This window comes from Acidovorax sp. 62 (assembly GCF_002754495.1).
GTDB lineage: Bacteria > Pseudomonadota > Gammaproteobacteria > Burkholderiales > Burkholderiaceae_C > Acidovorax.
Genome location: NZ_PEFJ01000001.1, coordinates 3,365,103 through 3,389,063, shown reverse-complemented (window position 1 = coordinate 3,389,063; position 23,961 = coordinate 3,365,103). Strand labels below are relative to the sequence as shown.

The 23,961-nt window shown below is 64.6% G+C and carries 24 protein-coding genes; 10 read left to right on the top strand and 14 right to left on the bottom strand.

The window, feature by feature from the left end; genetic code table 11:
- Positions 1-46: 46 nt before the first annotated feature.
- Together CLU86_RS15185 and CLU86_RS15180 are read right to left on the bottom strand one after the other, a co-directional pair.
- Positions 47-637: a hypothetical protein gene (locus tag CLU86_RS15185; protein ID WP_143226718.1), complete on the bottom strand. Its 591-nt coding sequence runs from the start codon at positions 635-637 to the stop codon at positions 47-49.
- A 330-nt stretch (positions 638-967) separates the two neighbouring features.
- Positions 968-2,164 carry a trans-acting enoyl reductase family protein gene (locus tag CLU86_RS15180; protein ID WP_099743601.1) on the bottom strand — a complete coding sequence of 399 codons (1,197 nt, stop codon included), beginning with the start codon at positions 2,162-2,164 and terminating at the stop codon, positions 968-970.
- Between the two features lie 302 nt (positions 2,165-2,466).
- Here CLU86_RS15180 and CLU86_RS15175 point away from each other — a divergent pair, with 302 nt between their 5' ends.
- From CLU86_RS15175 to CLU86_RS15155, 5 genes are all read left to right on the top strand, one after another.
- Positions 2,467-3,018: a hypothetical protein gene (locus CLU86_RS15175; protein WP_233195039.1), complete on the top strand. Its 552-nt coding sequence runs from the start codon at positions 2,467-2,469 to the stop codon at positions 3,016-3,018.
- Positions 3,019-3,164: 146 nt separating this feature from the next.
- Complete coding sequence (locus tag CLU86_RS15170; protein WP_099742198.1) at positions 3,165-3,968, top strand: DUF2145 domain-containing protein; 804 nt, start codon at positions 3,165-3,167, stop codon at positions 3,966-3,968.
- Between the two features lie 92 nt (positions 3,969-4,060).
- Complete coding sequence (locus tag CLU86_RS15165; RefSeq protein WP_099742197.1) at positions 4,061-5,185, top strand: serine endopeptidase; 1,125 nt, start codon at positions 4,061-4,063, stop codon at positions 5,183-5,185.
- Between the two features lie 29 nt (positions 5,186-5,214).
- The gene (locus tag CLU86_RS15160; RefSeq protein ID WP_099742196.1) at positions 5,215-6,441 is read left to right on the top strand and encodes a toxic anion resistance protein; all 1,227 of its coding nucleotides are present in this window, start codon (positions 5,215-5,217) and stop codon (positions 6,439-6,441) included.
- 63 nt (positions 6,442-6,504) lie between these two features.
- On the top strand, positions 6,505-6,957 hold the full coding sequence (locus CLU86_RS15155) for a YiaA/YiaB family inner membrane protein (protein WP_099742195.1): 453 nt from the start codon (positions 6,505-6,507) through the stop codon (positions 6,955-6,957).
- 42 nt (positions 6,958-6,999) lie between these two features.
- Here CLU86_RS15155 and CLU86_RS15150 read toward each other — a convergent pair whose 3' ends face one another.
- Positions 7,000-7,809, bottom strand: coding sequence for a hypothetical protein (locus tag CLU86_RS15150; protein ID WP_099742194.1), 810 nt, complete (start codon positions 7,807-7,809; stop codon positions 7,000-7,002).
- 203 nt (positions 7,810-8,012) lie between these two features.
- On the opposite strand from CLU86_RS15150, the gene CLU86_RS15145 reads away from it, so the two are divergent.
- Entirely contained in the window at positions 8,013-8,501 is a 489-nt protein-coding gene (locus tag CLU86_RS15145; protein ID WP_099742193.1) for a hypothetical protein, read from the top strand.
- 108 nt (positions 8,502-8,609) lie between these two features.
- On the opposite strand, the gene CLU86_RS15140 is transcribed toward CLU86_RS15145, so the two are convergent.
- From CLU86_RS15140 to araD, 4 genes are all read right to left on the bottom strand, one after another.
- Positions 8,610-9,125, bottom strand: a complete 516-nt coding sequence (locus CLU86_RS15140; protein WP_143226717.1) for a hypothetical protein — start codon at positions 9,123-9,125, stop codon at positions 8,610-8,612.
- 151 nt (positions 9,126-9,276) lie between these two features.
- On the bottom strand, positions 9,277-10,305 hold the full coding sequence (locus CLU86_RS15135) for a tripartite tricarboxylate transporter substrate binding protein (protein ID WP_099742191.1): 1,029 nt from the start codon (positions 10,303-10,305) through the stop codon (positions 9,277-9,279).
- Between the two features lie 73 nt (positions 10,306-10,378).
- Positions 10,379-11,095, bottom strand: coding sequence for a ribonuclease activity regulator RraA (locus CLU86_RS15130; RefSeq protein WP_199173444.1), 717 nt, complete (start codon positions 11,093-11,095; stop codon positions 10,379-10,381).
- A 42-nt stretch (positions 11,096-11,137) separates the two neighbouring features.
- On the bottom strand, positions 11,138-12,877 hold the full coding sequence (gene araD, locus CLU86_RS15125) for an L-arabinonate dehydratase (protein WP_099742190.1): 1,740 nt from the start codon (positions 12,875-12,877) through the stop codon (positions 11,138-11,140).
- Positions 12,878-12,928: 51 nt separating this feature from the next.
- Between araD and CLU86_RS15120 the strand changes: the two genes are divergently transcribed.
- Positions 12,929-13,630 (top strand): GntR family transcriptional regulator, encoded by a 702-nt coding sequence (locus tag CLU86_RS15120; protein ID WP_099742189.1) that lies wholly within the window; start codon positions 12,929-12,931, stop codon positions 13,628-13,630.
- 57 nt (positions 13,631-13,687) lie between these two features.
- Entirely contained in the window at positions 13,688-14,893 is a 1,206-nt protein-coding gene (locus CLU86_RS22660; protein WP_143226716.1) for a hypothetical protein, read from the top strand.
- Between the two features lie 87 nt (positions 14,894-14,980).
- Here the strand turns inward: CLU86_RS22660 and CLU86_RS15105 are convergent, their stop codons facing one another.
- From CLU86_RS15105 to CLU86_RS15095, 3 genes are all read right to left on the bottom strand, one after another.
- On the bottom strand, positions 14,981-15,517 hold the full coding sequence (locus CLU86_RS15105; protein ID WP_199175129.1) for a hypothetical protein: 537 nt from the start codon (positions 15,515-15,517) through the stop codon (positions 14,981-14,983).
- A gap of 179 nt (positions 15,518-15,696) precedes the next feature.
- The gene (locus tag CLU86_RS15100) at positions 15,697-16,704 is read right to left on the bottom strand and encodes a tripartite tricarboxylate transporter substrate binding protein (protein WP_099742186.1); all 1,008 of its coding nucleotides are present in this window, start codon (positions 16,702-16,704) and stop codon (positions 15,697-15,699) included.
- A gap of 193 nt (positions 16,705-16,897) precedes the next feature.
- The gene (locus CLU86_RS15095; RefSeq protein WP_158236337.1) at positions 16,898-17,815 is read right to left on the bottom strand and encodes a TIGR01777 family oxidoreductase; all 918 of its coding nucleotides are present in this window, start codon (positions 17,813-17,815) and stop codon (positions 16,898-16,900) included.
- Between the two features lie 265 nt (positions 17,816-18,080).
- Between CLU86_RS15095 and CLU86_RS15090 the strand changes: the two genes are divergently transcribed.
- On the top strand, positions 18,081-19,436 hold the full coding sequence (locus CLU86_RS15090) for an MFS transporter (protein ID WP_099742184.1): 1,356 nt from the start codon (positions 18,081-18,083) through the stop codon (positions 19,434-19,436).
- 228 nt (positions 19,437-19,664) lie between these two features.
- On the opposite strand, the gene tgt is transcribed toward CLU86_RS15090, so the two are convergent.
- Positions 19,665-20,837, bottom strand: coding sequence for a tRNA guanosine(34) transglycosylase Tgt (gene tgt, locus CLU86_RS15085; RefSeq protein ID WP_099656841.1), 1,173 nt, complete (start codon positions 20,835-20,837; stop codon positions 19,665-19,667).
- Between the two features lie 131 nt (positions 20,838-20,968).
- Here tgt and CLU86_RS15080 point away from each other — a divergent pair, with 131 nt between their 5' ends.
- Positions 20,969-21,430 carry a universal stress protein gene (locus tag CLU86_RS15080; RefSeq protein WP_099742183.1) on the top strand — a complete coding sequence of 154 codons (462 nt, stop codon included), beginning with the start codon at positions 20,969-20,971 and terminating at the stop codon, positions 21,428-21,430.
- A gap of 102 nt (positions 21,431-21,532) precedes the next feature.
- Here the strand turns inward: CLU86_RS15080 and CLU86_RS15075 are convergent, their stop codons facing one another.
- The 3 genes from CLU86_RS15075 to CLU86_RS15065 all read right to left on the bottom strand — a co-directional run bounded on the left by CLU86_RS15075 (position 21,533) and on the right by CLU86_RS15065 (position 23,874).
- Complete coding sequence (locus CLU86_RS15075) at positions 21,533-21,919, bottom strand: hypothetical protein (protein ID WP_099656839.1); 387 nt, start codon at positions 21,917-21,919, stop codon at positions 21,533-21,535.
- A gap of 387 nt (positions 21,920-22,306) precedes the next feature.
- On the bottom strand, positions 22,307-23,584 hold the full coding sequence (locus CLU86_RS15070) for a phospholipase A (RefSeq protein WP_099742182.1): 1,278 nt from the start codon (positions 23,582-23,584) through the stop codon (positions 22,307-22,309).
- Positions 23,515-23,874, bottom strand: coding sequence for a hypothetical protein (locus tag CLU86_RS15065; protein WP_233195038.1), 360 nt, complete (start codon positions 23,872-23,874; stop codon positions 23,515-23,517). The genes CLU86_RS15070 and CLU86_RS15065 overlap by 70 nt, the downstream gene beginning before the upstream one ends.
- Between the last annotated feature and the right edge of the window lie 87 nt (positions 23,875-23,961).

The following is a 23,961-nucleotide window of genomic DNA, read 5'->3' as shown; positions in this document are numbered from 1 at the left end:
TGAAAGTTACTTCAGGCGGCCTCAAATCTGAAGTGCAACACCCCCTTCAGTTCCGAAATTGAAGAGACGGCTTTTCTCCGTATATCGCCGCTATCTTTTCAAAGACACGATAAATGCCGATTTCCTTGGCTGCCTCAAGGTAGCCCGCCTCTTCCATGAAGACGGCAGAGCTCCCGTCGCACATCACTCCGATGCCACGAAGCTCGCCCTGTTCGTCCTCACTGTCTGGGGCAATGAACCCGATGGTCACATGCCCGTAAACGTCGAGCGTGTAATCGATCGCATGGCTTGCGCAGAACTCAGCCATGTGGGTCTGCAACTCCTCAGTGAGTTGGTTCATGCCCGGTAGGTCGTCCTTGCTTTCCAGGCCGTACCGACTGAAGCCCACGTCAAAGTTGACTTCTTGCATATCCACCCGGTCGAGCGCATCCCTCAATTCGCGAAGTGTCGTGTACGGAAGTTTTGCCTCGCCATAGTCTTCATCTTCTGCGTCATAGGGGTAGCTCCACACATCGGTTGGGTTATCGGCAGATGCCAGGCCCTCCCCTATCAGTAAATCCAGCACTTGCCTGGTTTTTTCTGGGTTTGCAAACGCTTCCTTGCTGATGGGCATCAGCAGGTAATTCGACATCGACATGGACTTCCTTGATCGGTTCGTTGGTGGGCGTGGTGGCCACGGAATCGGCTTTGCGGATACGAAGGCCGCGCCAATATCTTAGACGCGGAGAACAGCGCACGGCTGGACAGTTTGTCCACCGCCCAGCGTGTCGGTGCTGGTGTGGGTCACGATCAAGACGCTCGATGCTCTGGCGAACTGCTCAAAACTCTTGGAGGGGATGATGCAAGCAAAAAAGGCATGTGGTGCTTATGGGTAAAGCGCGAAAAGCTATATTTTTTATAGCAAAAATGTGCGTCTTCGCATTACCCATTGAACAACCCGTGCCGTTGTGGCTGGCCCGGCTTGCTGTCAACTCATCCCCTCCACCCCAAAACTCAACCCCGCATTCGCCTGCAGCCGCGCAATCAGCTTGTCGCCCATCGCCGGTGCCGTGGTCCAGATGCCGCCGGGCGTGGCGGTGGCGTCTTGCAGCAGGCAGACGGCGGCTTCGGTGATCATCTTGGAGGTGGAGCCATAGCCCGGGTCACGGTCGCCTTTGACGCCCACGCGCAGGGTGTGGCCTGCGGCATCGGTGCCCAAAAACAGCACGTCGTAAAAGCCGCTTTCGCGCTCCTCGCGCGAGGGGCCTTCGCCCGGCTTGGGGCCTTGGTCGGAGCCCATCGATTTGTCGCCCGCCACGGCGTTGGCGAAGGCTTCACCCTTGTCGCCGGGGCCGGTGATGAGCATTTCGTCGTAGACAAAGTCCTGGCCCCAGGCGTGCTGCAGCAGCAGGTTGGAGCGGTGCACGTTGCGCGTGTTGATGGCCGCCATCACAAACGGCGCCACCCAGATGCCCGCGCCGTTCACCGTGCCCAGGGCCTCGTCGACCATGGGCTTGCTGCCCGAGGGCTGGCGCGGGCCCTCGAACCCCGGGGTCAGCGCAAAGGGGTTGCGCAGCAAATCCAGCACAGCAGGGTTGGCGGCCGAGGCCACCAGCGTGGCTTTGAGGCTGGCGGCGGTGCCGCCTGAGAAGGTGCCCTTCATCTTGCGCACGCGGCCGCGCACCCGGGGGGCGGGGTGGCCAAAGCGCTGGGCAAATTCCTTTTGCAACAGGTACACGCCCAGGTCGAACGGGATGGAGTCAAACCCGCACGAGAACACGATGCGTGCGCCGCTGGCCTGGGCCGTGGCTTCGTGGGCGTCGATCATCTGGCGCATCCAGGCGGGTTCGCCGCACAGGTCCACATAGTCCACACCGCTGGCGGCGCAGGCCGCCACCAGTTCGTTGCCATACAGCTGGTAGGGGCCCACGGTGGTCAGCACCAGGCGTGTGGTGTTCATCAGCGCTTGCAGGCTGGCGGGGTTGGAGGTGTCGGTCACGACCAGTGGGGTGTCGGCGGGGGCTCCCAGTTCGTCGCGCACGGCGGCGAGCTTGTCGGCGTTGCGCCCGCCCATGGCCCAGCGCAGGCCGCTGCCTGCGGGGTAGCGTTGCAGCAGGTATTCCACCACCAGGCGGCCTGTGAAGCCGGTGGCGCCGTGGACGACGAGGTCAAAGGTTTTGGTCATGGCAATGGGGTTCAAAAAATAGGGCTGCGATGCCTGGATGGGAGGTGGGTGCGTGGGGCGCACCAGGTTCGCGGGCATTGTCTGGGCAGCCCGGTTGCCAGGCTGTCGCGCAGGTGCATGGGTGGCAGTGAAGCGCTTTGACGCAGCTCTCAGGAGCGGGTTTGACGCAAAAAGTACAAAAAAACGGTACTTTTTGGCCGGTGGGCAGGCACTGTTACGTTCGAACGCAGACACGCAAGTTACGAGTTGGCACTATTCGCACCGTGTTCAACCCAGGCTCCTTCATGGAGCACCCCCATCCCATGCGACTCTTTCGCCGCAATGTTGTCTCTCAGGCCATCGCCGTGGCCCCGCCCCGCCAGGCACTGGCAAGCCCATCCTTGGCCGCCCCTCGGTGGAAGCAGGCGCTGGTGCGTGTGCTGTTGGCTGCCGGGGCGCTGGGCGCGCTGGCTGTAACGGCTGTGACGCCAGCCCACGCGCACAGCGAGGCGTCTGCAGTGCTGTCGCTGCTGCCGGTGGCCTCGGTGGTGGCGGTGGCTGGAGGAGTTTCGGCGGCGGCCGGGGCCGTGGTGGCCGTGCCTGCAGCGCTGTCGGTGACGGGCGCCGTGCTGGTGGTGAAGTCGGTGGAGGCGTCTGCCGCGGGCACGCTGTATGTGCTGGAGCGTGCCTCGGACGGCGCCCGGGTCAGCGTGGAGGTGGTCGGGCGCGGGGTGGGGGCCTCGGCCCAGGCGGTGGGCACCACCGTGACCTGCAGCGTGATCGGCACTGGGGTGGTGTTGTCGGTGGCGGGCGAGGCGCTGGCCTTTGTGCCCAATGCCATCGGCCGCGCCCTGCTGCACAACGAACGCTTGTAACTATGACCAACAACCCCCTGAGCCGCTACGCGGCTTCCCCCTTCTCTCGCACTGCGTGCGGGAAGGGAGACGATGCCCTCACTGCGGGGCGGTGCGGCCGGCCCAGGCCCTTGCTCGGCATCTCTGGCCTAGGCCGCGCCAGTTCCATGCACTGGTGTGTCGTGCTGGCCACAGCCGCAGTGCTGGCTGCAGCACCCGCCCATGCAGGCCGCGCTTGTGACGAGCGCAAGCCCGTCACTGCCCAGGTGATCGAGCGTGGCATGGCGCTGGCGGCGCAAACCTCGCAGGCGCTGGATGCCGAGAACGAGCGCAGCGGCGCCACGGTGGTGCTGATTGGCCGGGCCGGGCAAGACCTGAGCAAGTACGGCCTGCGCTACTCGCACTTCGGCTGGGCCTACAAAACAGCCGAAGGCCCGTGGCGTGTGGCGCACAAGCTCAACGAATGCGGAACGGCTGTAGGCCATGTGTACCGCCAGGGCCTGGGCGAGTTCTTTTTGGACGACCTGTGGCGCTTTGAGGCCGTGCTGGCCGTGCCCAGCCCCGCTGTGCAGGCCCAGTTGCTGCCGGTGCTCAGCGACAACGGCCGCGCCACCATGCTGCACGCCCAGCCCTACAGCATGGTCAGCTACGCGTGGGGCACCAAGTACCAGCAGTCCAACCAGTGGGCGCTGGAGACCCTGGCCTTTGCTATGGAGCCCGCCACCGTGCGCACCCGTGAGCAGGCCCAGGCGTGGTTGCGCTTCAAGGGCTACGAGCCCACGGCGCTGAAGCTGGGGCCGCTGACCCGGCTGGGTGGGCGCGTGGGCTCGGCCAACATTGCGTTTGACGACCATCCCAATGACAAGCGGTATTCCGATCGCATTGAGACGGTGACAGTGGACTCGGTGCTGTCGTGGATGCAGCGCACACAGCTGGCGGCAGCGCCGGTGGGTGTGCAGGCCAAGCGCTGAAGCCATTCAATTGAAGTAAAAATGGCTGCTAGCGCTTTCTAATAAAGCGCTGGCAGCTATGAAAACAATAGCAAATTAAGGTGGGGGTAGCCATGAGCAAGTCTTTGCGTTTGTCAGAGAAGTGGTTTCGGCGGGGGCTGTGGCTGGTGGCCGTGGTGTTTGCCAGCTTTCTGATCGGGCTGGGGGGCACCGTGGTGGGCGACTTGCCCAAGGTGGAGCGGCCCCTGCGGGTGGATGATTTTCTGGACAAGGCGCAGGCCCAGGCGCTGCGCGACAAAATCCGCACCCAGCGCGAGGCCGAGCAAGACGCCCAGACCGCGCTGGAGCAGGCCCAGCTGCAGCACCGCAAGGCCCAAAGCGACAACCAGGCCGAGCGCGAAACCTTCAACAACTGGCTGGCCACCCGCCGCGTGACCGAGCGCGCCGAGCACGACCCCGAGGTGCTGGCCCGCACCCGCCAGCTGGACCAGCTCAAGCAGGCCGAGCGCCAGGCCCTGCGCGGGGTGGAGGCCCAGCAGCAGGCCGCGCTGGATGCCCGCCAGACGGCGGCGGCCACGCAAAGGCAGCTCAGCGATCTGGAAACCGATGGCTACGAGCGCCTGCGTGTGGAAAGCCGCAAGGTGGAGCTGCGCGTGTTTCTGTACCGCCTGGCCCTGACCCTGCCACTGTTGGTGGCGGCGGGCTGGCTGTTCGTCAAAAAGCGCAAGGGCACCTACTGGCCGTTTGTGTGGGGCTTCATCTTCTTTGCGCTGTTTGCCTTCTTTGTGGAGCTGGTGCCTTACCTGCCCAGCTACGGTGGCTACGTGCGCTACGTGGTGGGCATTGGCATCACGGTGCTGGTGGGGCGCTACGCCATCCTGGCGCTGAACCGCTACCTGGAGCGCCAAAGGCTGGCCGAATCCCTGCCCGACGCCCAGCGCCGTGAAGAACTGGGCTACGACGTGGTGATGGCCCGTCTGGCCAAGAGCGTGTGCCCCGGCTGCGAGCGGGCGGTGGACCTCAAGAACGAGGCCATCGACTACTGCCCCCATTGCGGCCTGTGCCTGTTTGACCGCTGCGGCCACTGCAGCACCCGCAAGAACGCGTTCTCGCGCTACTGCTTTTCGTGCGGCACCCCCAGCACTGCTGAAAGCGCGACTGATAGCGCAGCAGAGGGTGTTGCGCAGATGCCCCAAGGGGCCGCGGCGGGCCGCCCTGCAGGCCCCGCCCATCCCTAGAATCAACGACAAACCGAGGAGAGAAGCGCATGTCCAACCCGACCCCCGTGCAGACCGCACAGCCTGCGCCCAGCGCAGCGGCAGGCACCTTTGTGCTGACCCCACCCGAGGTGGTGCAGCCCGTCAGCAACGAAGTGGCCAGCACGGCCGTGCCATTGGCCCCCGAAGTGGCGCGCGCCGTGGAAGACCAGGTGAGCCGCTTCGTCGACAGCCTGATGTCCGAAGACGTGCAAAGCGAAGGCTTTCGCGCCAAGCTCGACAGCGCCTTTGCCCTGGGGCGCGAGGAAATCTCGGTGGCAGCCAGCCTGATGCAGGGGCGCTTCATGGAGCGCAACTTTGTGGGCGTGGAAGACGGCACCGCCTTTCGCGCCATCCAGGACATGCGCCGCCAGCTCGACACGCTCAACCCCGGCAAAGAGGGCGACCTGTTCCAGCCGCAAAAGCTGCTGGGCTTCATCCCCTTTGGCAACCGGTTGCAAAACTACTTTCGCCGCTTTGAAAGCGCGGGCGGCCAGCTGCAAAAAAGCATGGAGCAGCTCTACGCCGCACGCGACGACATGCAGCGCGATGTGGTCGAGATTGAAGCCACCCGCACCAAGCTGTGGGACGCCATGCAAAAGCTCACCGGCGCCATGCGCTTTGCGCAGGTGCTGGATGAGCGGCTCATGGCCAAGGTCGAATCGCTGAGGGCCACCGAGCCACAGCGCGCCAAGGCGCTGGAGCAAGAGGTGCTGTTCTACGCCCGCCAAAACCTGCAAGACATGCTGACCCAGCAGGCCGTGTGCACCAACGGCTACCTGGCGCTGGATGTGCTCAAGAAGACCGGGCGCGAGATGATGAACGGCTGCTCGCGCGTGGCCACCACCGGCATGAGCGCGCTGGCCGTGGCCCAGACCGTGGCGCGCGCCACCGGCAACCAGATCAAGGTGATGGACATGCTCACCGGCGTGAACAGCACCATCGAGAACCTGATCGCCGAAACCGGCCGCCAGCTCAACACCCATGTGGACAAGACCACGCAGTTTGCGCAGAACCCCATGGTGGGCATCGACAAGCTCAAGGAAATGTTCGACCAGACCTTCAAGGCCATGGACGCGATGGACGACTTCCGCTCCAAGGCTATCGTGGTGATGGGGCAGAACAACGCGATGATCGCGTCCGAAATCCAGCGGGCCGAGCAATACATCGACAAGGTGCGCATGGAGCAGGCCAAGAAGGCCACTTCGTCGCAGCTCAGCGGGCCCGTGAAGCTCTGACTTTGCTTGTTTCCCGTGTCTCTCCCGTGTCCCTTATTTTTAACTTGACGAAGGAAAACTGAAATGGCAACCCGCTACATGGTTCAACGCGACACCACCGCATGGCGTCTGCAAGTGCGCGTCTCTTTTGCCTTGTCGGTGCTGTGCGCCGCCATCGGCGTGATCAACTTGCCCGGCCAGGAGCTGGACCGCGCCTTCCTGGCCATCGGCCTGTTCTTTTGCCTGTTCAGCACCTTTGCCGTGGCCAAGACCCAGCGCGACAACCGCGACGGGGCGGTGGACACATCGCAGTGGGTCATCACCGTGTGGGTGGCCTTTGCAGCGGCCATCTTGCTGACCGGCTGGGGCCTGTGGCGCATGAAGATCGACGAATGGCAGAAGTACTACATGCTGGTGAGCTGGCTGTTCCTGGTCAGCTCCACCTTCACGCTGTCCAAAACCGTGCGCGATGCGCAAGAGGCCGAGCTGCTGGAGCGCCGCGCTGCCCGTGCTCGCGAAGGCAGCGAAGCCTCCTGATCCATTGGGCAGCGCCCGCCTGTTCGTTGGCGGGTGCTGCCTTCAGCGCGATTTCTTGGATTCCAGAAACCGCTGCTGCTTTGCAAGCACTTCGGCCGCACTGCGGCCGATTTTCTTTTCGCGGGCCAGGATTTCACCGTGCAGCAGGGCCAGTTGCTGCAGCAGTGCATCGTGGGCCGAGGGCTGGCCTTCGTGCAGCACCTGGCGGCGCTGTGCTGCGGGCACCCGCAGGTAGGCCTGCAGCGTGTCGGGCAGGTAGCGGCGCAGGCACTCGCGCAGAAACAGGCGGTCTTCCACGGTGAAGTGTTCGTCGTGCGTGGGCCGCTCGTGGCCCATGCGTTGGAAGGCTTCCTTGGTCTCCAGCAGGCGCTGCGTGGCCTGCTCGCCCAGCTCGGGGGCGGCGGCCTCCAGGGCGCGGTCAAAGGCTTGCAGGGCTTCTGTGTCAAACAAGGCCGCCGCCGGGGCCGTCGCACTGTGGGCAGGCCGTGCGGGGCGTGTGCGCCACCAGCCCAGCGCACCTAGCAGGGTGGCACCCGCGCCCGCTGCCAGCGGCAGCACCGCCGACTGGATCAGCCCCAGCAACACCACCACCGCACCGCCCGCCGCCAGCACGCTGGTGGCAATGTGCAGCGCCGAGGGCGCCACATGCGCCAGCGGCGGCGCGGCAAAGTAGTCGGCCAGCGGCGTGCCCAGCTGGGTGCGCGCATGGGCGCGGTGCAGCCGCTCGGCCAGTTCGGTGTGGGCCGGGGGCTCCTCGGTGGCGCGGGCCTGGCGTTCGTGCAGCAGCGCAGTGCGCCGGTTGACGGGGCCGTCACCGGCGACAAAGCGCGAATCGTCCTCGGGAGAGTTCATCAAAAAAGCCTGATGGGTAAAAGGGGGCAATGGCAAGCGCGAAGCCGATTACAAAGGCGTCGGGCTGCAAAGGCAAGCCCGTGGCCTATCGGTGTGCGATTTTGAATCAAATTGGCCTGTAGGGCTTGATTGATAAGCGCGAGCAGCTACTAAAAATATAGCGATTGCAAGCCCTGCACAATGGGCTTCAAAAGGGGGAATGCATGGACATTGAGTTTGCCACCCCGGCGCAGGTGGCTGGGGACTTTGCTGCAGTGTTGGTGGGCCTGGGCATCACCTTCACCGCCATGGCGCTGGCGGCCTGGGTGGGTGGGCGCCAGCTGGCCACGCCGCTGCGCGGGCGCTGGGTGGTGTGGGGCTACCTCGGCCTGTGCTGCGTGGGGGCGTTCTGGGCGTATGCCAGCCACTGGGGCCGATTTGTCGCACTGCATGCGCAGGCCACTGCGCTGGAGCTGCGCTACGCCGGGTCTTGGCAGTTGCCGGTGCGCCTGCAGGCCGACGAGATTCACACCGTGCTGGTGGGTTCTGCCAAGCCCGGCAGGCCTTGCTATGTGCGGGTGGTGCTCAAAGATGGCAGCAGCCACCGCAGCAGCGACGTGCCCGCCCCGGCTGCGCAGTGCCGGGCCTTGCAGGCGCAGTTGCTGGGCTGGCAGCAAAGCGTGGTGCAGGGTGGCGCGGGCCCTGCACCGTAGTCACCCAGATCAGTCCGGCGTCGCGCCCGACTTCTTCACCAAATCAGCCCAGCGCGGAATCTCTTTGTCCATGTGCGCGGCGAGTTCTTCGGGAGGGGGCTGCCAGACTCAAATTTCGCTTCTGTCTGAGCTGGCAAATGAATCCAGTCTTCGTATGAAATCAGCGGCTCGAACGTGATAGTCCCTTCCCGCCAGCGCCGTCGGGCCCGCTGCAATATTCGTCGCCAGAGTGTCATCGAATATCTTGAACGAATCGACAGCTTTGTTTCGATCCAGCGGCTGTTCGTATGTCAACTCTGTACCGATCAAGGGAAAGGCGTCTTTATCCTCAATCACGCCAGCTTCCGCGAGGGTGCTTCCCACATACGCTAAGTCTGCAGGGCTGATGTTTCTGAAATCGAAATTGGACAGAAACGCTCGAACGCTGTCCGGATCGTTCGCATCCATTTGCTGGTTTGACAGCGACAGGGCTTTGGCTGAAAAAGTGGCCCTCGTCTGATCGATTTCAGGCCTTGAGGTGGCCGATGTAGATATCTTGCTTGTCTCAGCGATGGCTCTGTCGACTTTGATGATTGGTTGGTGACGGCCTGTTCCTGCGGAGGGGATATTGATGTGAATGCCCATTGCTGCCCTCATTGCTCCGAATGAATGTCACAGCTAATTTCGGCAGAATTTTTCAAAACCTGAAGAGATTGTGAGCCCACCGTCTCCCCTGGCGGGCTGACCGCACTGCTCGGTGCAGGGAGGCACTCGCCCTGCACCGTCGTCACCCAGATCAGTCTGGCGTTGCGCCCGACTTCTTCACCAAATCAGCCCAGCGCGGAATCTCTTTGTCCATGTGCGCGGCCAGCTCTTCGGGCGTGCTGCCCACAATGTTCATGCCCAGCTGGTCGTGCAGTTTGGCTTGCACATCGGGCTGCTTGAGGGCTTTGACGATTTCGGCGTTGAGCTTTTGCACGATGGCCTTGGGTGTGCCCTTGGGGGCGTAGATGGCCTGCCATGACGACATCTCGAAGCCTGGCACGCCGGACTCGATCATGGTCGGCAGCTCGGGGGCGAGGGGGATGCGCTTGCCGGTTGTGACAGCCAGCAGCTTCACGCGGCCGGCCTTGGCCAGGGGCAGGGCGGCGGTCATCTGGTCGAACATGAAAGACACCTGGCCCGCAGCCACGTCGGTGAGTGCGGGGGGCGTGCCCTTGTACGGGATGTGGGTGAGCTTCACGCCAATCAGGTCGCCGAACATTTCGCCCGCCAGGTGGGTGGAGGTGCCCGCGCCCGAGGACGCGAACATGCGCTTGGTCGGGTCTTTCTTGAGCAGCGCAATCAGCTCGGCCACGTTGTTCACGCCCAGCGAGGGGTTGATGATGAGCACGTTGGGCAGCGTGGCCACCAGGGCCACGGGCTCAAAGTCCTTGACCGGGTGGTACGACAGGTTCTTGTACAGGCTGGCGTTGATGGCGTGCGTGCTGATGGTGCCGCCAAACAGCGTGTAGCCATCGGGCGCTGCCTTGGCCACAAACGATGCGCCAATGCCGCCTGCCTGGCCGGGCTTGTTCTCGACCACCACGGCCTGTTTCAGCGACTCTTGCAGCTTGTTGGCGATGGTGCGGCCAATGATGTCGGTGGAGCCACCGGCGGTGAAGGGCACCACGTAGCTGATGGGCTTGGCATTGGGCCAGTCGCCCGTCTGGGCATGGGCCTGGGTGGCCGTCAGTGTGCCCAGTGCGGGCAGCAGCGCTGCGGCGCACAGAGCCAGCGCGGCGCGGCGCAGTGGGTGGTGAAGGGTTAATGGAACGGGTTGCATACATGTCTCCTGCAAAGGATGAAAAGGCCAGGGCCTCTGCGGGCCCTTGGATGGGGATAAATGTGTCGAGCCTTCAGCGCCCGTGCGCCTGCCGCCACGCGGCAAAGTCGGTCAGTGTTTGCGGGTTTGTGGGCGGGTACAGGCCGATGATGGTGCGGCCCTCCATCACCTTCTCGGTCACGAAGTCTTCAAACGCCGTCATCTCGGTCGCCTCGGCGGCAATCTCATCGGCCAGGTGGGCGGGGATGACGATGACGCCCTCGCTGTCGCCCACCACCACGTCACCGGGGAACACGGCCACATCACCGCAGCCAATGGGCACGTTGATGTCGATGGCCTGGTGCAGCGTGAGGTTGGTGGGGGCCGAGGGGCGGTGGTGATAGGCCGGCATGTCCAGCGCCGCAATGTCGGGCGTGTCGCGAAAGCCGCCGTCCGTCACCAGCCCGGCCACGCCGCGCTGCATCAGGCGCGAGGCCAGGATGGAGCCTGCCGAAGCGGCGCGTGCGTCCTTGCGGCTGTCGATGACCAGCACGGCACCGGGCGGGCAGTCCTCTACCGCCTTGCGCTGCGGGTGGTCGGGGTTCTGGAACACGCTGATGGGGTTGAGGTCCTCCCGCGCCGGGATGTAGCGCAGCGTGAAAGCCTCGCCCACCATGTTGGCGCGGCCGGTGCGCAGCGGGTGCACGTCTTGCAAAAACTGGTTGCGCAGGCCGCGCTTGAACAGGGCGGTGCACAGCGTGGCGGTGCTGACTTTGGCCAGCAAGGCGCGGGTGGTGGAGTTCAGTGCCATGGGTGTGGGGCTCAATGCAAAAAGGTGGGGGCCGAAGGGGAGTCAGAAGATGTCGGGCTCGGGCACGGGCGCGCCAAAGCCGGTTTCGAGGAAGTCAAAGTCGCAACCCTGGTCGGCCTGCAGGATGTGGCGGCTGAACATCCAGCCGTAGCCGCGTTCAAAGCGCGGTGGCGGTGGCACCCAGGCGGCGCGGCGGCGCTCCAGCTCGGCATCGCTCACCTCCAGGTGAATGCGGCGCGCTGGCACGTCCACGGTGATGAGGTCGCCCGTTTGCACCAGCGCCAGCGGGCCGCCGATGTAGGCCTCGGGCGAGGCGTGCAGGATGCAGGCGCCGTAGCTGGTGCCGCTCATGCGCGCGTCGGACAGGCGCAGCATGTCGCGCACGCCTTGTTTGACGAGCTTGGTGGGGATGGGCAGCATGCCCCACTCGGGCATGCCGGGGCCGCCCTGGGGGCCCGCGTTGCGCAGCACCATGATGTGCTCGGCCGTCACGTCCAGGTCGGGGTCTTCCACCGCGGCCTTCATGCTGGGGTAGTCATCAAACACCAGCGCGGGGCCTGTGTGCTGCTGCAGGTGGGGGGCGCAGGCGCTGGGCTTGATGACCGCACCGTTGGGGGCGATGTTGCCGCGCAGTACGGCCAGCGCGCCTTCGGCGTAGATGGCGGTTTCGGTGGTGCGGATCACGTCGTCGTTGAACACCTTGGCGCCTTCGATGTTCTCGCCCAGCGGTTTGCCGGTGACGGTGGCTGCGCCCAAATGCAGGTGCTCGCGCATGCGCGACATCAGGCCCAGTAGCCCACCCGCGTAGTAAAAGTCTTCCATCAGATACGTGTCACCGCTGGGGCGCACATTGGCCAGCACGGGCACGCGGCGGCTGGCGGCGTCAAAGTCGTCCAGCGTCACGGCGCAGTGCGCACCGGCACGGCGCGACATGGCCACCAGATGCACTATGGCGTTGGTGGAGCAGCCCACCGCCATGGCGACGTTGATGCCGTTGAGGAAGGACTCGCGGCTGAGCAGGCGGGCGGGCGTCTGGTCTTCCCACACCATCTCGACAATGCGGCGGCCGCTTTCGGCGCTCATGCGCACATGGTTGGCGTCGGGCGCGGGGATGGACGACGCGCCCGGCAGCGTCATGCCAATGGCCTCGGCAATCGCCGTCATGGTGGCGGCGGTGCCCATGGTCATGCAGGTGCCGTGGCTGCGGGCAATGCCAGCCTCCACGCCCAGCCATTCGGTCTTGCTCAGGTTGCCTGCGCGGCGCTCGTCCCACAGCTTCCAGGCGTCCGAGCCCGAGCCGAGGATCTGCCCGTTGTAGTTGCCGCGCAGCATGGGGCCTGCGGGCACAAAGATGCAGGGCAGGCCTGCGCTCATCGCGCCCATCAGCAGGCCGGGGCCGGTCTTGTCGCAGCCGCCCATCAGCACCGCGCCGTCCACGGGGTGGCTGCGCAGCAGCTCTTCCGTCTCCATGGCCAGCATGTTGCGGTAGAGCATGGTGGTGGGCTTGACGAAGGCCTCGGCCAGCGAGATGGCAGGCAGCTCGATGGGAAAGCCCCCCGCCTGCAGCACACCGCGCTTCACGTCTTCGACCCGCTGCTTGAAGTGGCCGTGGCAGGGGTTGATGTCAGACCAAGTGTTGACGATGGCAATGATGGGTTTGCCCACCCAGTCCTCGGGCGCGTAGCCCATTTGCATGATGCGGGAGCGGTGGCCAAAAGAGCGCAGGTCGTCCGGGGCAAACCAGCGGGCGCTGCGCAGAGAGTCGTAGGTACGGCGAGTCATAAAAACATTAAAGCACTAATATATTAGTGCGTCAATGCGACAATCCCGCCCATGCCCGTGATTGAAAAAGTGATCGAAAAAGTCCGCCTGGACCGCTCGCGCCATGCCGCGCCCCAGGTGTTTGAAAAACTGCGCGAGGCCATCGTTGCGCTGGACCTGGTGCCCGGCACCGTGCTGGCCCGCGCCGAGCTGGCCGAGCAGTTCGGCATCAGCCAGACCCCCATCCGCGACGCGCTGCTCAAGCTGGGCGAGGAGGGGTTGGTCGACATCTTTCCGCAGCACGCCACCGTGGTCAGCCGCATTGACATCAGCGCGGCCAAGCAGGCGCACTACCTGCGCCGCTCCATTGAGCTGGAGGTGGTACGCACCCTGGCCCAGCAGCCCGACCAGGCCACGCTGGAGCGCCTGCGCGCCCAAGTGGAGCGCATGGTCCTGGTGATGGGGCCCGAGCACTACAGCGAGTTCGTGGCCGCCGACCAGGACTTTCACCGCCTGATGTACGAGGCGGCCGGGGTGGCCGGCCTGTGGGACTTGGTGCGCCGCATGTCCGGCCATGTGGACCGGTTGCGCCGCCTGCACCTGCCCACCGAGGGCAAAACCGCCGCCGTGGTGCAAGACCACCGCGCCATCGTCGATGCCATTGCGGCGGGCCACCCGGCCGATGCCCAGGACCAGCTGCGCGCCCACCTCTCCGGCACGCTGAGCCAGCTCGACGAGATTTGCGCCCGGCACCCGGACTACGTGGTGGCGTGAGTCGGCTGGGATGCGTACGCATCCATTCTTAACGAACAGGTTGTATCTGGAGTCAGCATGCTTACTGTGTACTTGGATAGTCAAGACTACTCGGCGCTCTCCGAACCGCAATTGAGGCCCGACCTTGCGTATGTGAAGAATGCGCTGCTGAGCATGGCAGCATTGGGGGAGGTTCGGTTTGTGTTTTCAGCGCTTGTCGTATCCGAGGCGGCTCCTACCGGATCTCACGCCGTCGATTACGCGATACGCCGTGGTGACCTCCTTGCGCAGTTATGCGGAAGAAATGCATTGATATGCCCGAATGACCTTGTTCAAAGTGAAGTCAGGGCTCTGGCAGAGCATCAAACTTTGCCGCGCGCGCATGTTGATCAAACGGAGGACTGGTTTCCCCGTGTCGAGTTTGAGGACACCACTCCGCTCGTCGATGCGGTACGTGAGCGCTTTAACGCTGATCCCCAAGTTCGGGCGATGGCTAGACCACAGCGTCGTGAAGCAGAGCGAAAGTTCTTCAAGAATGGCGGGCTTCGGCCGGAAGTTCAGGCAGCGATTCATGCCGAAACCGCTGAATCTTATGTGCAGGCTCTCGTTTCGACGTTACCCATGGATCCCGCCCATGCACACGTTTTCAGACGCTACGCGCTTGGCCAAGCAGGCAAAGATGAAGCAACGGAAGCCATGCGTGCATCTTTTCGTGACCCAAGTCGTTTGATGCGTTGGTTCACCGCGAATCCAGAAATGGCTGCTCCGCTTGCTGACATGGTCAGGGCGCCAGGGCAAACCTTGGGTAGTGCGATGAGATCGCTCGTGGCGCTTGCTGCGCAATTGAAGGCATCTGATGGCGACGGACTTAGTAACGAGATACTGCCAAGCCTTGCACTACTCACGGATAAGGTTGCTTGGGAGAATTGGGTAAGCGGTCATATGGAAAGTGCCGTTCGCGGTATTGCCCTTGAAGGCGGCATGAGGCTGGAGGGGACAATCCCTGCGAATGAATTGGCCCTGTACTGCCCAGGAATCGATGCAACAGTGCGTTCCATGTTGTCTTCGGTTTGGGACAATGTGGGGGGAACTCGTCGCCAGTTACCCAGTGATAGTCAGTTTCCTGATGCAATGCACGCGATGTATGCGCCCTACATCGATGTGTTTAGGGCTGACTCGTACATGGCGCCTCACATCCGTATGCAGGTTGAGCGGCATGGGACACAGGTAGTCGCGAAACTGCGGGATTTGCCTGGAGTGCTTGAGTCGATGCGGGATAAGTAACCTTCCATGAAATTGCAGCATCCCAATGAGTTACCAAGAGGGCAACTGAACCCAAGCGACGGATACATGCAGTGCAGGTGTTGAGGGTCAGGCACCCGGCCCCGGCGGCGTGTGCCCCCGCCACCAGACGCGCCAGCGCGTGCCCAGCCGCCGCTTGATGGCGCGGGCCGCCCGCCAGGGCCACGATGCGCGAACGCGCACCAGCAGGGGTTCCTTGAAGCCCACCCAGTGCTGGTACAGCCAGGCAAACCAGTGCAGCTGCATGAGTGCCGGGCGCGTCAGCGTGAACAGGCGCGCCAGCACGGCGGTGCCCACCACCTTGGCCCCCAGAATGATGAGCATGCCCAGCCCCACATGGCCATGCCCCATGGCCCACAGGGCCAGCAGCTTGATGGGGAGCAAGGTGAGGGACGGCAGCACGAACAGCGCCAACGCAGCCCAGGGCGGCAGCGAGCGCACAAAGCCCTCAATCCACCGAAACCCAGGCCAGCGCCCGATGCGTGCGAGCACGCGCTGCAGAGGCTCCCAGCCCCATTCCTCAAAGGCCACCAGCACGGCCAGCAGCCAGGTGCCCAGATGGGCCAGCCAGCGCAGGGGGATCAGAAGCCAGTGGGGTTTGGGCATCAAATAGACCTCTAGCGCCTATTAATAAAGCGCTGGCAGCTATTGAAGTAATAGCATTGAAGGCCCCATGCTCCGGCACATGGGGCCTGCAGCAAGAGGGGTGCAAGCCGCTTAGTTGAAGCCAAGCGGCGGTTTCTCAAGCCAGGGCCCTGGCTTGCCGTGATTTGGCTGCCTTGGCGTTACGCAGGCGATTGGATGCCCGCTACCTTCACCACCCGGCGCCAGCGCTCGATTTCCTTGCGGATGAAGTCGGTGTAGTCGGCCGACCGAGAGACCACCACCACCAGGCCTTGCGCCTCCAGTTGCTTGCGGGTGTCCGAGGCCTTGAAGGCGGCCTCCATCTCCTTTTCGAGCCGGGCGACCACGGCGGGTGGTGTGCCCTTGGGGGCCGAGATGCCCACCCAGGACACGGCCTTGAAGCCCGGGTAGCCCGCCTCGGAGATGCTGGGCACATCGGGCAGTTGCGGGTTGCGGAACAGGCTGGTGACGGCCAGTGCCCGCAGCTTGCCGCTGCGCACATGCGGCGCCACGGCGTCCAGGTTGGTGAACATCATGCCCGCCTTGTTGTCCAGCACCGCGTCCAGCGCGGGCTTGGCGCCGGTGAAGGGCACGCCCGTCAGCCCCAGCGTGGTGCAGTTGCGGGCGCCGGACGAGCCGCTCACGCAGGTGCTCACGGTTTGCTTGAGCAGCTCCATCGACAAATGGCCCGAAGAGGCGTGCACCTGGGCATAGGTGAGTTTGCCGGGGTGGGCTTTGCCTGTTTCGATGAGGTCTTGCAGCGACTTCAGGGGCGATGCGGCGCCCACCACCAGCACGTTGGGTCCTTCGGACAACTGCGAGATGTGCACGAAGTCCTTGAGCGAGTCGTAGTCGAGGTTGGGGTTCAGCGCATGGCTGATGGCGTTGGTGCCCACGCCTGACAGCACCAGCGTGTAGCCATCGGGCGCAGCCCCGGCGGCGGCCTTGGTGCCCTTGGCGTCGGTGTTTTCCACCTGCACCGGCTGCCCCAGTTTTTGCCCCAGCTCCTTGGCCATCAACCGGCCCAACTGGTCACTGCTGCCGCCTGCCGGGAAGGGAATGATCAGCCGCAAGGGCTTGGTGGGCCAGTTCTCTTGCGCCACGGCGGGCAGGGCGAAAGAGGCGGAAAAAGCGGCGAGCACGCACACCGCTGCTCTCAAAAATGGCATGGTTCAGTCTCCAGTCGTTGTTGTTGTCGCCATGCGGGCATGGCGTGCGGGTCAGCGGCCTGGGTTGCCCCAGCGCTGCCGCCTGCACTGGGGCGGGAGTATAGGAGTTGATGTCTGATGTCGTACCACTGGAGAACCCTTGGCTGGAGCCCGCGCGCGGGTCACTGGGGGGGTGGCCTGACCTGACGGGCGCCTAAACCAGGCTGCGCAAGGCTTCTCGCAAGCCGGGGTAGGCGAAGGCAAACCCCTCGCGCTGCAGCCGGGCGGGCACGACGTTTTGCCCATCGACAAACAGCTGGGCCATCTCGCCCAGGGCCCAGCGCAGGGGCGCTGCGGGCACGGGCAGCCACACAGGGCGGTGCAGCAATTGGCCTGCAGTGCGGGCAAAGGTGGCCTGGGGCACGGGCTCAGGGGCGGTGGCGTTGTAGATGCCCTGCATGGATGGGCTGTTCTGCGGGCTGTTGGGCGTGCCGAGCAGCGCGGTGGTGATGAGCGTGAGCACATCGTCGCGGTGGATCCAGCTCATCACCTGCTGGCCAGAGCCCATGCGCCCGCCCAGCCCCAGCCGGATGGGCCGCAGCAGCGGCGGCAGCGCGCCGCCAGGCCCCAGCACCACGCCCAGGCGCAGCACCACTTGCCGTATGCCCAGGGCGGTGGCCTGCGCGGCGGCTTGCTCCCAGCGCACGCACAGCTCTGACATAAAGCCCTGGCCGGGCGCGCTGGTCTCGGTGAGGGTCTCCTCGGCCGGGCGTACGCCATAAAAGCCGATGGCCGAGGCCTGCACCCACACCGATGGGCGCTGCCCAGTCTGCTGCAGCCATTGCAGCAGGGCCTGGGTGGTGCCCACGCGGCTGTCCAGCAGTACCTGGCGGCGTGCGGCCGTCCAGGGCGGGCCGACCACGCGGGCCCCGGCCAGGTTCACGATGGCGTCGATGCGGTCCGTGGCGGCAATGGCGTTGAGCGCGGACACACACCGCACGCCAGCGCCCAGTTGCCGGGCGGCCTGCGCGGGGTTGCGGCTCCAGACGGTGACGGCGTGGCCCGCTGCCATCAGCCGCTGCACCAGGGCCTGGCCGATGAACCCGGTGCCGCCTGTGATCAAGACCTGCATGGTGAGATTTCCTTGTGTCTGCGTGTAGGGGAGGATGCCCCGTCGCGCCCATTGTGCGCAGCCTGCGGGCGCTGGGACTTGTGCGTCCCGGATGGCCCTCGCCAGCCCGTGTTTTGCCATCGCTCAAAGCGATGTGTGACATCTTGTATCGAGATGCTGAAGGGGGTGCCTGTGCCCAGGTGTGTGGGCGCCGGTTTTTAAAATCGAGGGTTTTCCCTAGGCGGGAGTCCGGGCGGTTGCCTGCCTTCTGCTGCGAAAGGTTTTGATGTCTGCTTCCCCCGCCAGCGCAGCCGATGCGCCGCACACCCCTCCCCGCAACTCACCCCAAAAGGTGGCCGTGGCCTCGCTGATCGGCACGGCCATCGAGTTCTACGATTACTACATCTACGCCGCTGCGGCGGTGCTGGTGTTCAACTCGCAGTTTTTCCCCAAGGGCGATCCGGCCGTGGCCACGCTGCTGTCGTTGTCCACCCTGGCATTGGCGTTTTTGGCGCGGCCCATTGGCTCGGCGCTGTTCGGCCACTTTGGTGACCGCATTGGTCGCAAGCGCACGCTGGTCGCCTCGCTGCTGACCATGGGCCTGTCCACGGTAGCGATTGGCCTGCTGCCGGGTTACGACCAGATCGGCCTGGCCGCGCCGCTGCTGCTGTGTGTGTTCCGCATCGGCCAGGGTATTGGCCTGGGGGGCGAATGGGGCGGTGCCGCACTGGTGGCCACCGAGAATGCGCCCCCCGGCAAGCGGGGCTGGTTTGGCAGTTTCCCGCAGCTGGGAGCGCCCATCGGGCTGTTTGCGGCCAACGGCGTGTTCTTCATCATCACCGCCCTCATTGGCCCCGACGCCATGATCGCCTGGGGCTGGCGCATTCCGTTCGTGCTGTCCATCGTGTTGGTGGCGGTGGGGCTGTATGTGCGCCTGACGCTGCACGAAAGCCAGGTCTTCCAGGACGTGGAGAAAAGCGGCCGCAAGCTGGCAGCCCCCGTCAGCGCCGTGTTCACGCAGCATGGCGGCAAGGTGCTGCAGGGCGCACTCATCATGACCACCACCTACGTGCTGTTCTACCTGATGACGGCGTTTGTGCAGGTGTACTCCAAAAGCCCGGCGGGCGTTTCGGCCGCAGGCCACCCCACAGGGCTGGGCATCCCGGCCAACACGTTCACCGGCATCTTGTTGATAGGGGCCATCGTGTTTGGCATCTTCTGCATGGTGGCCGGGCACCAGGCCGACAAATGGGGCCGCCGCCGCTGGATGATGGCTGTGACCGTAGGCATCATGGCGTTTGGTGCGCTGATGCCTGCGTTGCTCACGCATGGCACGCCAGGCTCGGTGCTGCTGTTCATCGTGATCGGCATGGCGCTGATGGGCTGCACCTTTGGCCCCATGGCGGCCTTGCTGCCCGAGCTGTTCCCGACCGAGGTGCGCTACTCGGGCGCGTCGATGGCCTACAACCTGTCGTCCATCGTGGGGGCGTCGTTGCCCACCTTGATTGCGATTGACTTGAACAAGTCCTATGGCCTGGGCGGCGTGGGCTTGTACCTGGCGGCCAATGGCTTGTTCACACTGGCTGCGTTGTGGACCAGCCGCGAAACCAGCCAGATCGATCTGGCGGACGTAGGCCGCTGAAAGCACAAAGCCGGTGGGCGGATCTGCTCTGAGATCGGCTCCACCGGCTCTTGATGGTTTTGCGAATGACTTGGCAGCACCGGAGTTGAGGTGCTTTGGTGGTTTTGATTTGGCCTGAATCCTCTTGAACCGTTCACGCTGAGCCTGTCGAAGCGCTGCGCAAGGCTTCGACAGGCTCAGCCCGAACGGATATTTCCAGTTCAAAGGTGCCGACCCTGTCTCCGTGCATCAAACGCCCCGTGCGCGGTCTGCCTTGAACTGGGCGCGGAACTGGCTGAAGGTGCCCGCGTCCAGCGCCTCGCGCACTTCGCGCATCAGGTTCAGGTAGTAGTGCAGGTTGTGCACGGTGGTGAGCATGGGGCCCAGCATTTCGCCGCAGCGGTCCAGGTGGTGCAGGTAGGCGCGCGAGAAGCCGCCGCGCCCGCCCTGGTCCCAGGCCACGCCGTCCTTGCCTGCGCAGGCGTGGCAGGTGCAGCTGGTGTCGAGCGGCTGGTGGTCTGACTTGTGGCGTGCGTTGCGGATCTTCAGGTCGCCATAGCGGGTGAACAAGGTGCCGTTGCGCGCATTGCGCGTGGGCATCACGCAGTCGAACATGTCCACGCCTTCGGCCACGCCCTGCACCAAGTCCTCGGGCGTGCCCACGCCCATCAGGTAGCGCGGCTTGTGGGCGGGCAGGCGGTGGGGCGTGTGGGCCATGATGTCCAGCATCTCGTCCTTGGGTTCGCCCACGCTCACGCCGCCCACGGCGTAGCCGGGGAAGTCCATCTCGACCAGCGCTTCCAGCGACTCCTGGCGCAGGTTTTTGTACATGCCGCCTTGCACGATGCCGAAGAGCGCATTGGGGTTCTCCAGCCGCTGGAATTCGTCGCGCGAGCGCTTGGCCCAGCGCAGGCTCATCTCCATGGATTTGCGCGCCTCGGCCTCGGTGGTGAGGTGGCCTTTGGTCTCGTATGGCGTGCACTCGTCAAGCTGCATCACGATATCGCTGTTGAGCGTGGTCTGGATCTGCATGCTCACCTCGGGCGACATGAAGAGCTTGTCGCCGTTGACGGGGCTGGCAAAGGTCACGCCTTCTTCGGTGATCTTGCGCATGGCGCCCAGGCTCCACACCTGGAAGCCGCCCGAGTCGGTGAGGATGGGCTTGTCCCACTTCTCAAAGCCGTGCAGTCCGCCAAAGCTCTGCATCACGTCGAGGCCCGGGCGCATCCACAGGTGAAAGGTGTTGCCCAGGATGATCTGCGCGCCCATGTCGTGCAGGCTTTGCGGCATCACGCCCTTGACGGTGCCGTAGGTGCCCACGGGCATGAAGATGGGGGTCTGCACCACGCCGTGGTTGAGCGTGAGGGTGCCACGGCGAGCGTGGCTGGAGGGGTCTGTTTTGAGAAGGTCGAACTGAAGCATGGGTGCAATTGTCCCAGAGCCTCGGCCGAAACCTCCAGACACCGGAATTTGCAGCCCGTTTGCGTTGGGTCTGAAAGGGCTTGTGCGGCATGACTACACTGGGCTTTTCAGCAACGCACAAGGAGAACAGCATGCTCAAGATTCTGGTGGCGGTGGACGGTTCGGAGTTGTCGCTTGATGGGGTGCAACACACCCTGCAATTGCTGAAGCAAGGGCTGCAAGCCAGCGTGGTGCTGGCCCATGTGCAAGAGCCCGCCACGTTGTACGAGCTGGTCACCAGCCGCGACCCGGACCTGATCGCAGCAGCGAGTGTGGAGGCGGGTGAACACCTGCTGGCCTCAGCGCGTGCGCTGCTGGATGCGGCGGGCGTGGCCTGCGAAACCGACATTGGTGTGGGCGACGTGGCCCACACGCTGGTGGACATGGCCGAGCGCAATGGGGTCGACCTCGTGGTCATTGGCGCCAAGGGGCATGGGGCCTTGAGCAGTGCGCTGCTGGGCTCGGTGTCGCAAGAGGTGGCGCGGGCGAGTGCCGTGCCGGTCACCATCGTCAAGCATGCCCAGGTGGTGGAGCTGCTGGACACAGAAGACTGAGGTTTGCCCGCCCGGTGGTCTTTGCGATCGCCCAGCAAAAAGGCCGCGATGCGGCCTTTTTTTGTGCCCCGCGCTACGGCGGCGGGAGGCGGGGTGACCCGCTCAGGCGGCCTTGCGAAACGGCTCGGCAGGGCGCTGCAGCTTGCCGTGGGGCAGGGTGGCCAGGCGCGAGAACATGCGGCGCACGTAGCCGCTGACCCACAGGCATTTATTGAGTTCGTCCACCGGCAGGGGTCCAGACACCACGACGATGTCGTTGGCCTCTTGCTGTGCCCCTGCGGCACGCAGGCGGCGGCGGGTGTTGTTGGCCCAGGACTGGATGCGGGTGGGGCTGCCGTGCTGGTGCACCTGGCCCGTGTGGGCGTCAAAGGCAATGGCGACGGTGTCCGTCTTGAGCTTGAACCTGCGCTCACCCGTGACGGCGCTGGGCGTTTCACGCATGTCGTACAGGTAGTAGCTGCCTGCTTTGAGCTGGTATTGCATGTCCATGGGTGTGTTCCTCTTTGTCGGCATTGTCGAGGGCGCACAGGGCAGGCAATGGCTGGTAAAACGATGGGAAAGTGGCTCTTATTGAGCGCTTTTCACAGAGGGCTACGCCTGTTGTTGTGCGCGTGCCATTGTGGCGGCCACTCGGCACCATTCTGTGAAACTTGAGGAAGATGTCGTAACGAGTTGTGAGCGGGGTGTTTGGCGCGTCTGGCCCCAGGCTGCGCCCGGCCGTTTTATTGGCAAGATGCGTACGCAACTGGCGCTGCCTAGGCCAGTGCAGCCAAGCAAGGGCCGCCCCGCAGCGAGGGCTGCGTCCCCCTTCCCGAATGGCGCAGCCATTCGAGAGAAGGGGTGAAGGCGCGCAGCGCCTCAGGGGGATGTGCCTGCTTAAAAATCCACCAGACTCAACCCCAGGCTGAACACGGTGCGCTTGCGGTTGTAGTCGATCATGCTGTCGCCATAGCCGCTGAACAGCGCGGTGTGCAGGCGCAGGTTGCTCTTGCTGCCCCACAGGCCGCTGCCCAGGGTTTGCATCCATTCCAGCCGCACCGAGCCCCGGCCGCTGCTGGACAGGGCGCTGCGGAAGGTGGCGCCCAGCGTGTTGTCCTTGTTGGCGTTCCAGAACACGGCCAGCTCGCCCCGGCCGACATAGTCGCTGATGCCAGGGTTGTCGTCACTGTCCGCGCTTTCAGACAGGCGCTTCCACAGCTTGGCGTTCACGCTCCAGCGGTTGTCCAGCTCCATGCCGCTCATCAGGTAGACGCGGTTCCAGCTGCGCGACAGGGGCTCACTTTGGCCGTTGGACTGGTGCACCAGACCCACGCCGCTGTAGCGCCAGCGCCAGCCAAAAGGCAACTGGGCGGTGGTGGGGTAGACGTACATCACCTCGGGCTCGTGGTCGGTGGCGCGGAAGGGGCGCGAGATTTGGGGCGTGAACAGCTGCCAGTACGACTGCTGCGAGTAGCCAAACCACACCGAGTCCTTGAGCGTGGGGTGCCCCTGCGTGAGCAGCCCCTGCGCCAGCTTGGTGCGCACCGACAGCTGGATGCGGTTTTCGGTGGTGCGGTAGGGCGTGCTCTCGGTGGCCGAATGGCCGGGAGACGGCGATGTGGGCTGGCGGTTGACCGAGTCTGATGCCACCACCGACACGGTGATGGGCCGGTAGCCCCGGAAGCTGAAGGTGCCGCAATCGCTGCCCGACTCCAGCTCCCAAAAGCGCGAGAGGTCGCTGTACTGCGGGTCGCGGCAGCCTTCGGTGCGGGCCACTTCGATGATGCGCGTGGCGGGCAAGGTGGTGTCTACCGGCGTGGCAGGCGCGTTGGCATCGGCCACCGGCGAGGCTGCTGCAGAGGCCGATGCCGACGCTGCAGGGGCCTGCCAGGCCTGCTGTCCGGCCCAGGCGTCAAAGCAAGCCAGGCGTGCCGTGCTGTCGCCCGACAGGGCGGCGCAGCGGCGCCAGGCGGCGTCGTTGGCCGAGGCGGTGGAAGCCGTGGAAGCGGGTGTGCCGGGCGCGGTCTGCGCCATGGCGGCAGCAGGGGCCAGCAACAGGGCCAAGGCTGCAGGCCAAGCGCTGCGGCGGCCCGAGTGGGCGGGGGTCACTGCCAGCCCGCCTGCTTGCGCAGGATGAAGGGCTGCTGGGTGTTGGGTGTTTGGGAGTTGTTCCATGTTCCGCGTATTTCCTTGCCGCAACTGCCTTCCACCACCCGGCCTGTCCAGGTGGCGCTGATGTTGGTGCCGTTGATCGATTCTTCCAGCGTCAGGTCGCCGTCATCGACGTCGCCACTGACCTGGGCCGTGGCGCCGCTGCGCTGCACGGTACCACGCACGCTGTGTGCCAGCTCCGGGTGCGGGCCCAGTTGCAGCACCGCCTGGGTGGGTGGTTGCGGGGGCGATGCACCGGCTGTGACCGTTGGCAGTTCCGCGTGCCAGCGCCCTTGCAGGTGCTGGTGGGTCATGGCCACCGCCGCCGTGCAGGCTGCGCCGGATTGTGGGTTGTTTTGGCCTCTAGCGCTTGTAGGACAAGCGCTGATAGCTATCAAAAT

Excerpts from the sequence above, each read along its gene's own strand:
- CLU86_RS15140 (WP_143226717.1), bottom strand. The coding sequence starts at position 9,125 with ATGGGCATTCACATCAATATCCCCTCCGCAGGAACAGGCCGTCACCAA.
- CLU86_RS15065 (WP_233195038.1), bottom strand. The coding sequence starts at position 23,874 with ATGACCCACCAGCACCTGCAAGGGCGCTGGCACGCGGAACTGCCAACG.
- CLU86_RS15080 (WP_099742183.1), top strand. The coding sequence starts at position 20,969 with ATGCTCAAGATTCTGGTGGCGGTGGACGGTTCGGAGTTGTCGCTTGAT.
- CLU86_RS15150 (WP_099742194.1), bottom strand. The coding sequence starts at position 7,809 with ATGAACTCTCCCGAGGACGATTCGCGCTTTGTCGCCGGTGACGGCCCC.
- CLU86_RS15165 (WP_099742197.1), top strand. The coding sequence starts at position 4,061 with ATGAGCAAGTCTTTGCGTTTGTCAGAGAAGTGGTTTCGGCGGGGGCTG.
- CLU86_RS15155 (WP_099742195.1), top strand. The coding sequence starts at position 6,505 with ATGGCAACCCGCTACATGGTTCAACGCGACACCACCGCATGGCGTCTG.
- araD (WP_099742190.1), bottom strand. The coding sequence starts at position 12,877 with ATGACTCGCCGTACCTACGACTCTCTGCGCAGCGCCCGCTGGTTTGCC.
- tgt (WP_099656841.1), bottom strand. The coding sequence starts at position 20,837 with ATGCTTCAGTTCGACCTTCTCAAAACAGACCCCTCCAGCCACGCTCGC.
- CLU86_RS15095 (WP_158236337.1), bottom strand. The coding sequence starts at position 17,815 with ATGCAGGTCTTGATCACAGGCGGCACCGGGTTCATCGGCCAGGCCCTG.
- CLU86_RS15180 (WP_099743601.1), bottom strand. The coding sequence starts at position 2,164 with ATGACCAAAACCTTTGACCTCGTCGTCCACGGCGCCACCGGCTTCACA.
- CLU86_RS15130 (WP_199173444.1), bottom strand. The coding sequence starts at position 11,095 with ATGGCACTGAACTCCACCACCCGCGCCTTGCTGGCCAAAGTCAGCACC.
- CLU86_RS15105 (WP_199175129.1), bottom strand. The coding sequence starts at position 15,517 with ATGCCCAAACCCCACTGGCTTCTGATCCCCCTGCGCTGGCTGGCCCAT.
- CLU86_RS15120 (WP_099742189.1), top strand. The coding sequence starts at position 12,929 with ATGCCCGTGATTGAAAAAGTGATCGAAAAAGTCCGCCTGGACCGCTCG.
- CLU86_RS15170 (WP_099742198.1), top strand. The coding sequence starts at position 3,165 with ATGCACTGGTGTGTCGTGCTGGCCACAGCCGCAGTGCTGGCTGCAGCA.
- CLU86_RS15090 (WP_099742184.1), top strand. The coding sequence starts at position 18,081 with ATGTCTGCTTCCCCCGCCAGCGCAGCCGATGCGCCGCACACCCCTCCC.
- CLU86_RS15185 (WP_143226718.1), bottom strand. The coding sequence starts at position 637 with ATGTCGATGTCGAATTACCTGCTGATGCCCATCAGCAAGGAAGCGTTT.
- CLU86_RS15175 (WP_233195039.1), top strand. The coding sequence starts at position 2,467 with ATGCGACTCTTTCGCCGCAATGTTGTCTCTCAGGCCATCGCCGTGGCC.
- CLU86_RS15070 (WP_099742182.1), bottom strand. The coding sequence starts at position 23,584 with ATGGAACAACTCCCAAACACCCAACACCCAGCAGCCCTTCATCCTGCG.
- CLU86_RS15100 (WP_099742186.1), bottom strand. The coding sequence starts at position 16,704 with ATGCCATTTTTGAGAGCAGCGGTGTGCGTGCTCGCCGCTTTTTCCGCC.
- CLU86_RS15075 (WP_099656839.1), bottom strand. The coding sequence starts at position 21,919 with ATGGACATGCAATACCAGCTCAAAGCAGGCAGCTACTACCTGTACGAC.
- CLU86_RS15160 (WP_099742196.1), top strand. The coding sequence starts at position 5,215 with ATGTCCAACCCGACCCCCGTGCAGACCGCACAGCCTGCGCCCAGCGCA.
- CLU86_RS22660 (WP_143226716.1), top strand. The coding sequence starts at position 13,688 with ATGCTTACTGTGTACTTGGATAGTCAAGACTACTCGGCGCTCTCCGAA.
- CLU86_RS15135 (WP_099742191.1), bottom strand. The coding sequence starts at position 10,305 with ATGCAACCCGTTCCATTAACCCTTCACCACCCACTGCGCCGCGCCGCG.
- CLU86_RS15145 (WP_099742193.1), top strand. The coding sequence starts at position 8,013 with ATGGACATTGAGTTTGCCACCCCGGCGCAGGTGGCTGGGGACTTTGCT.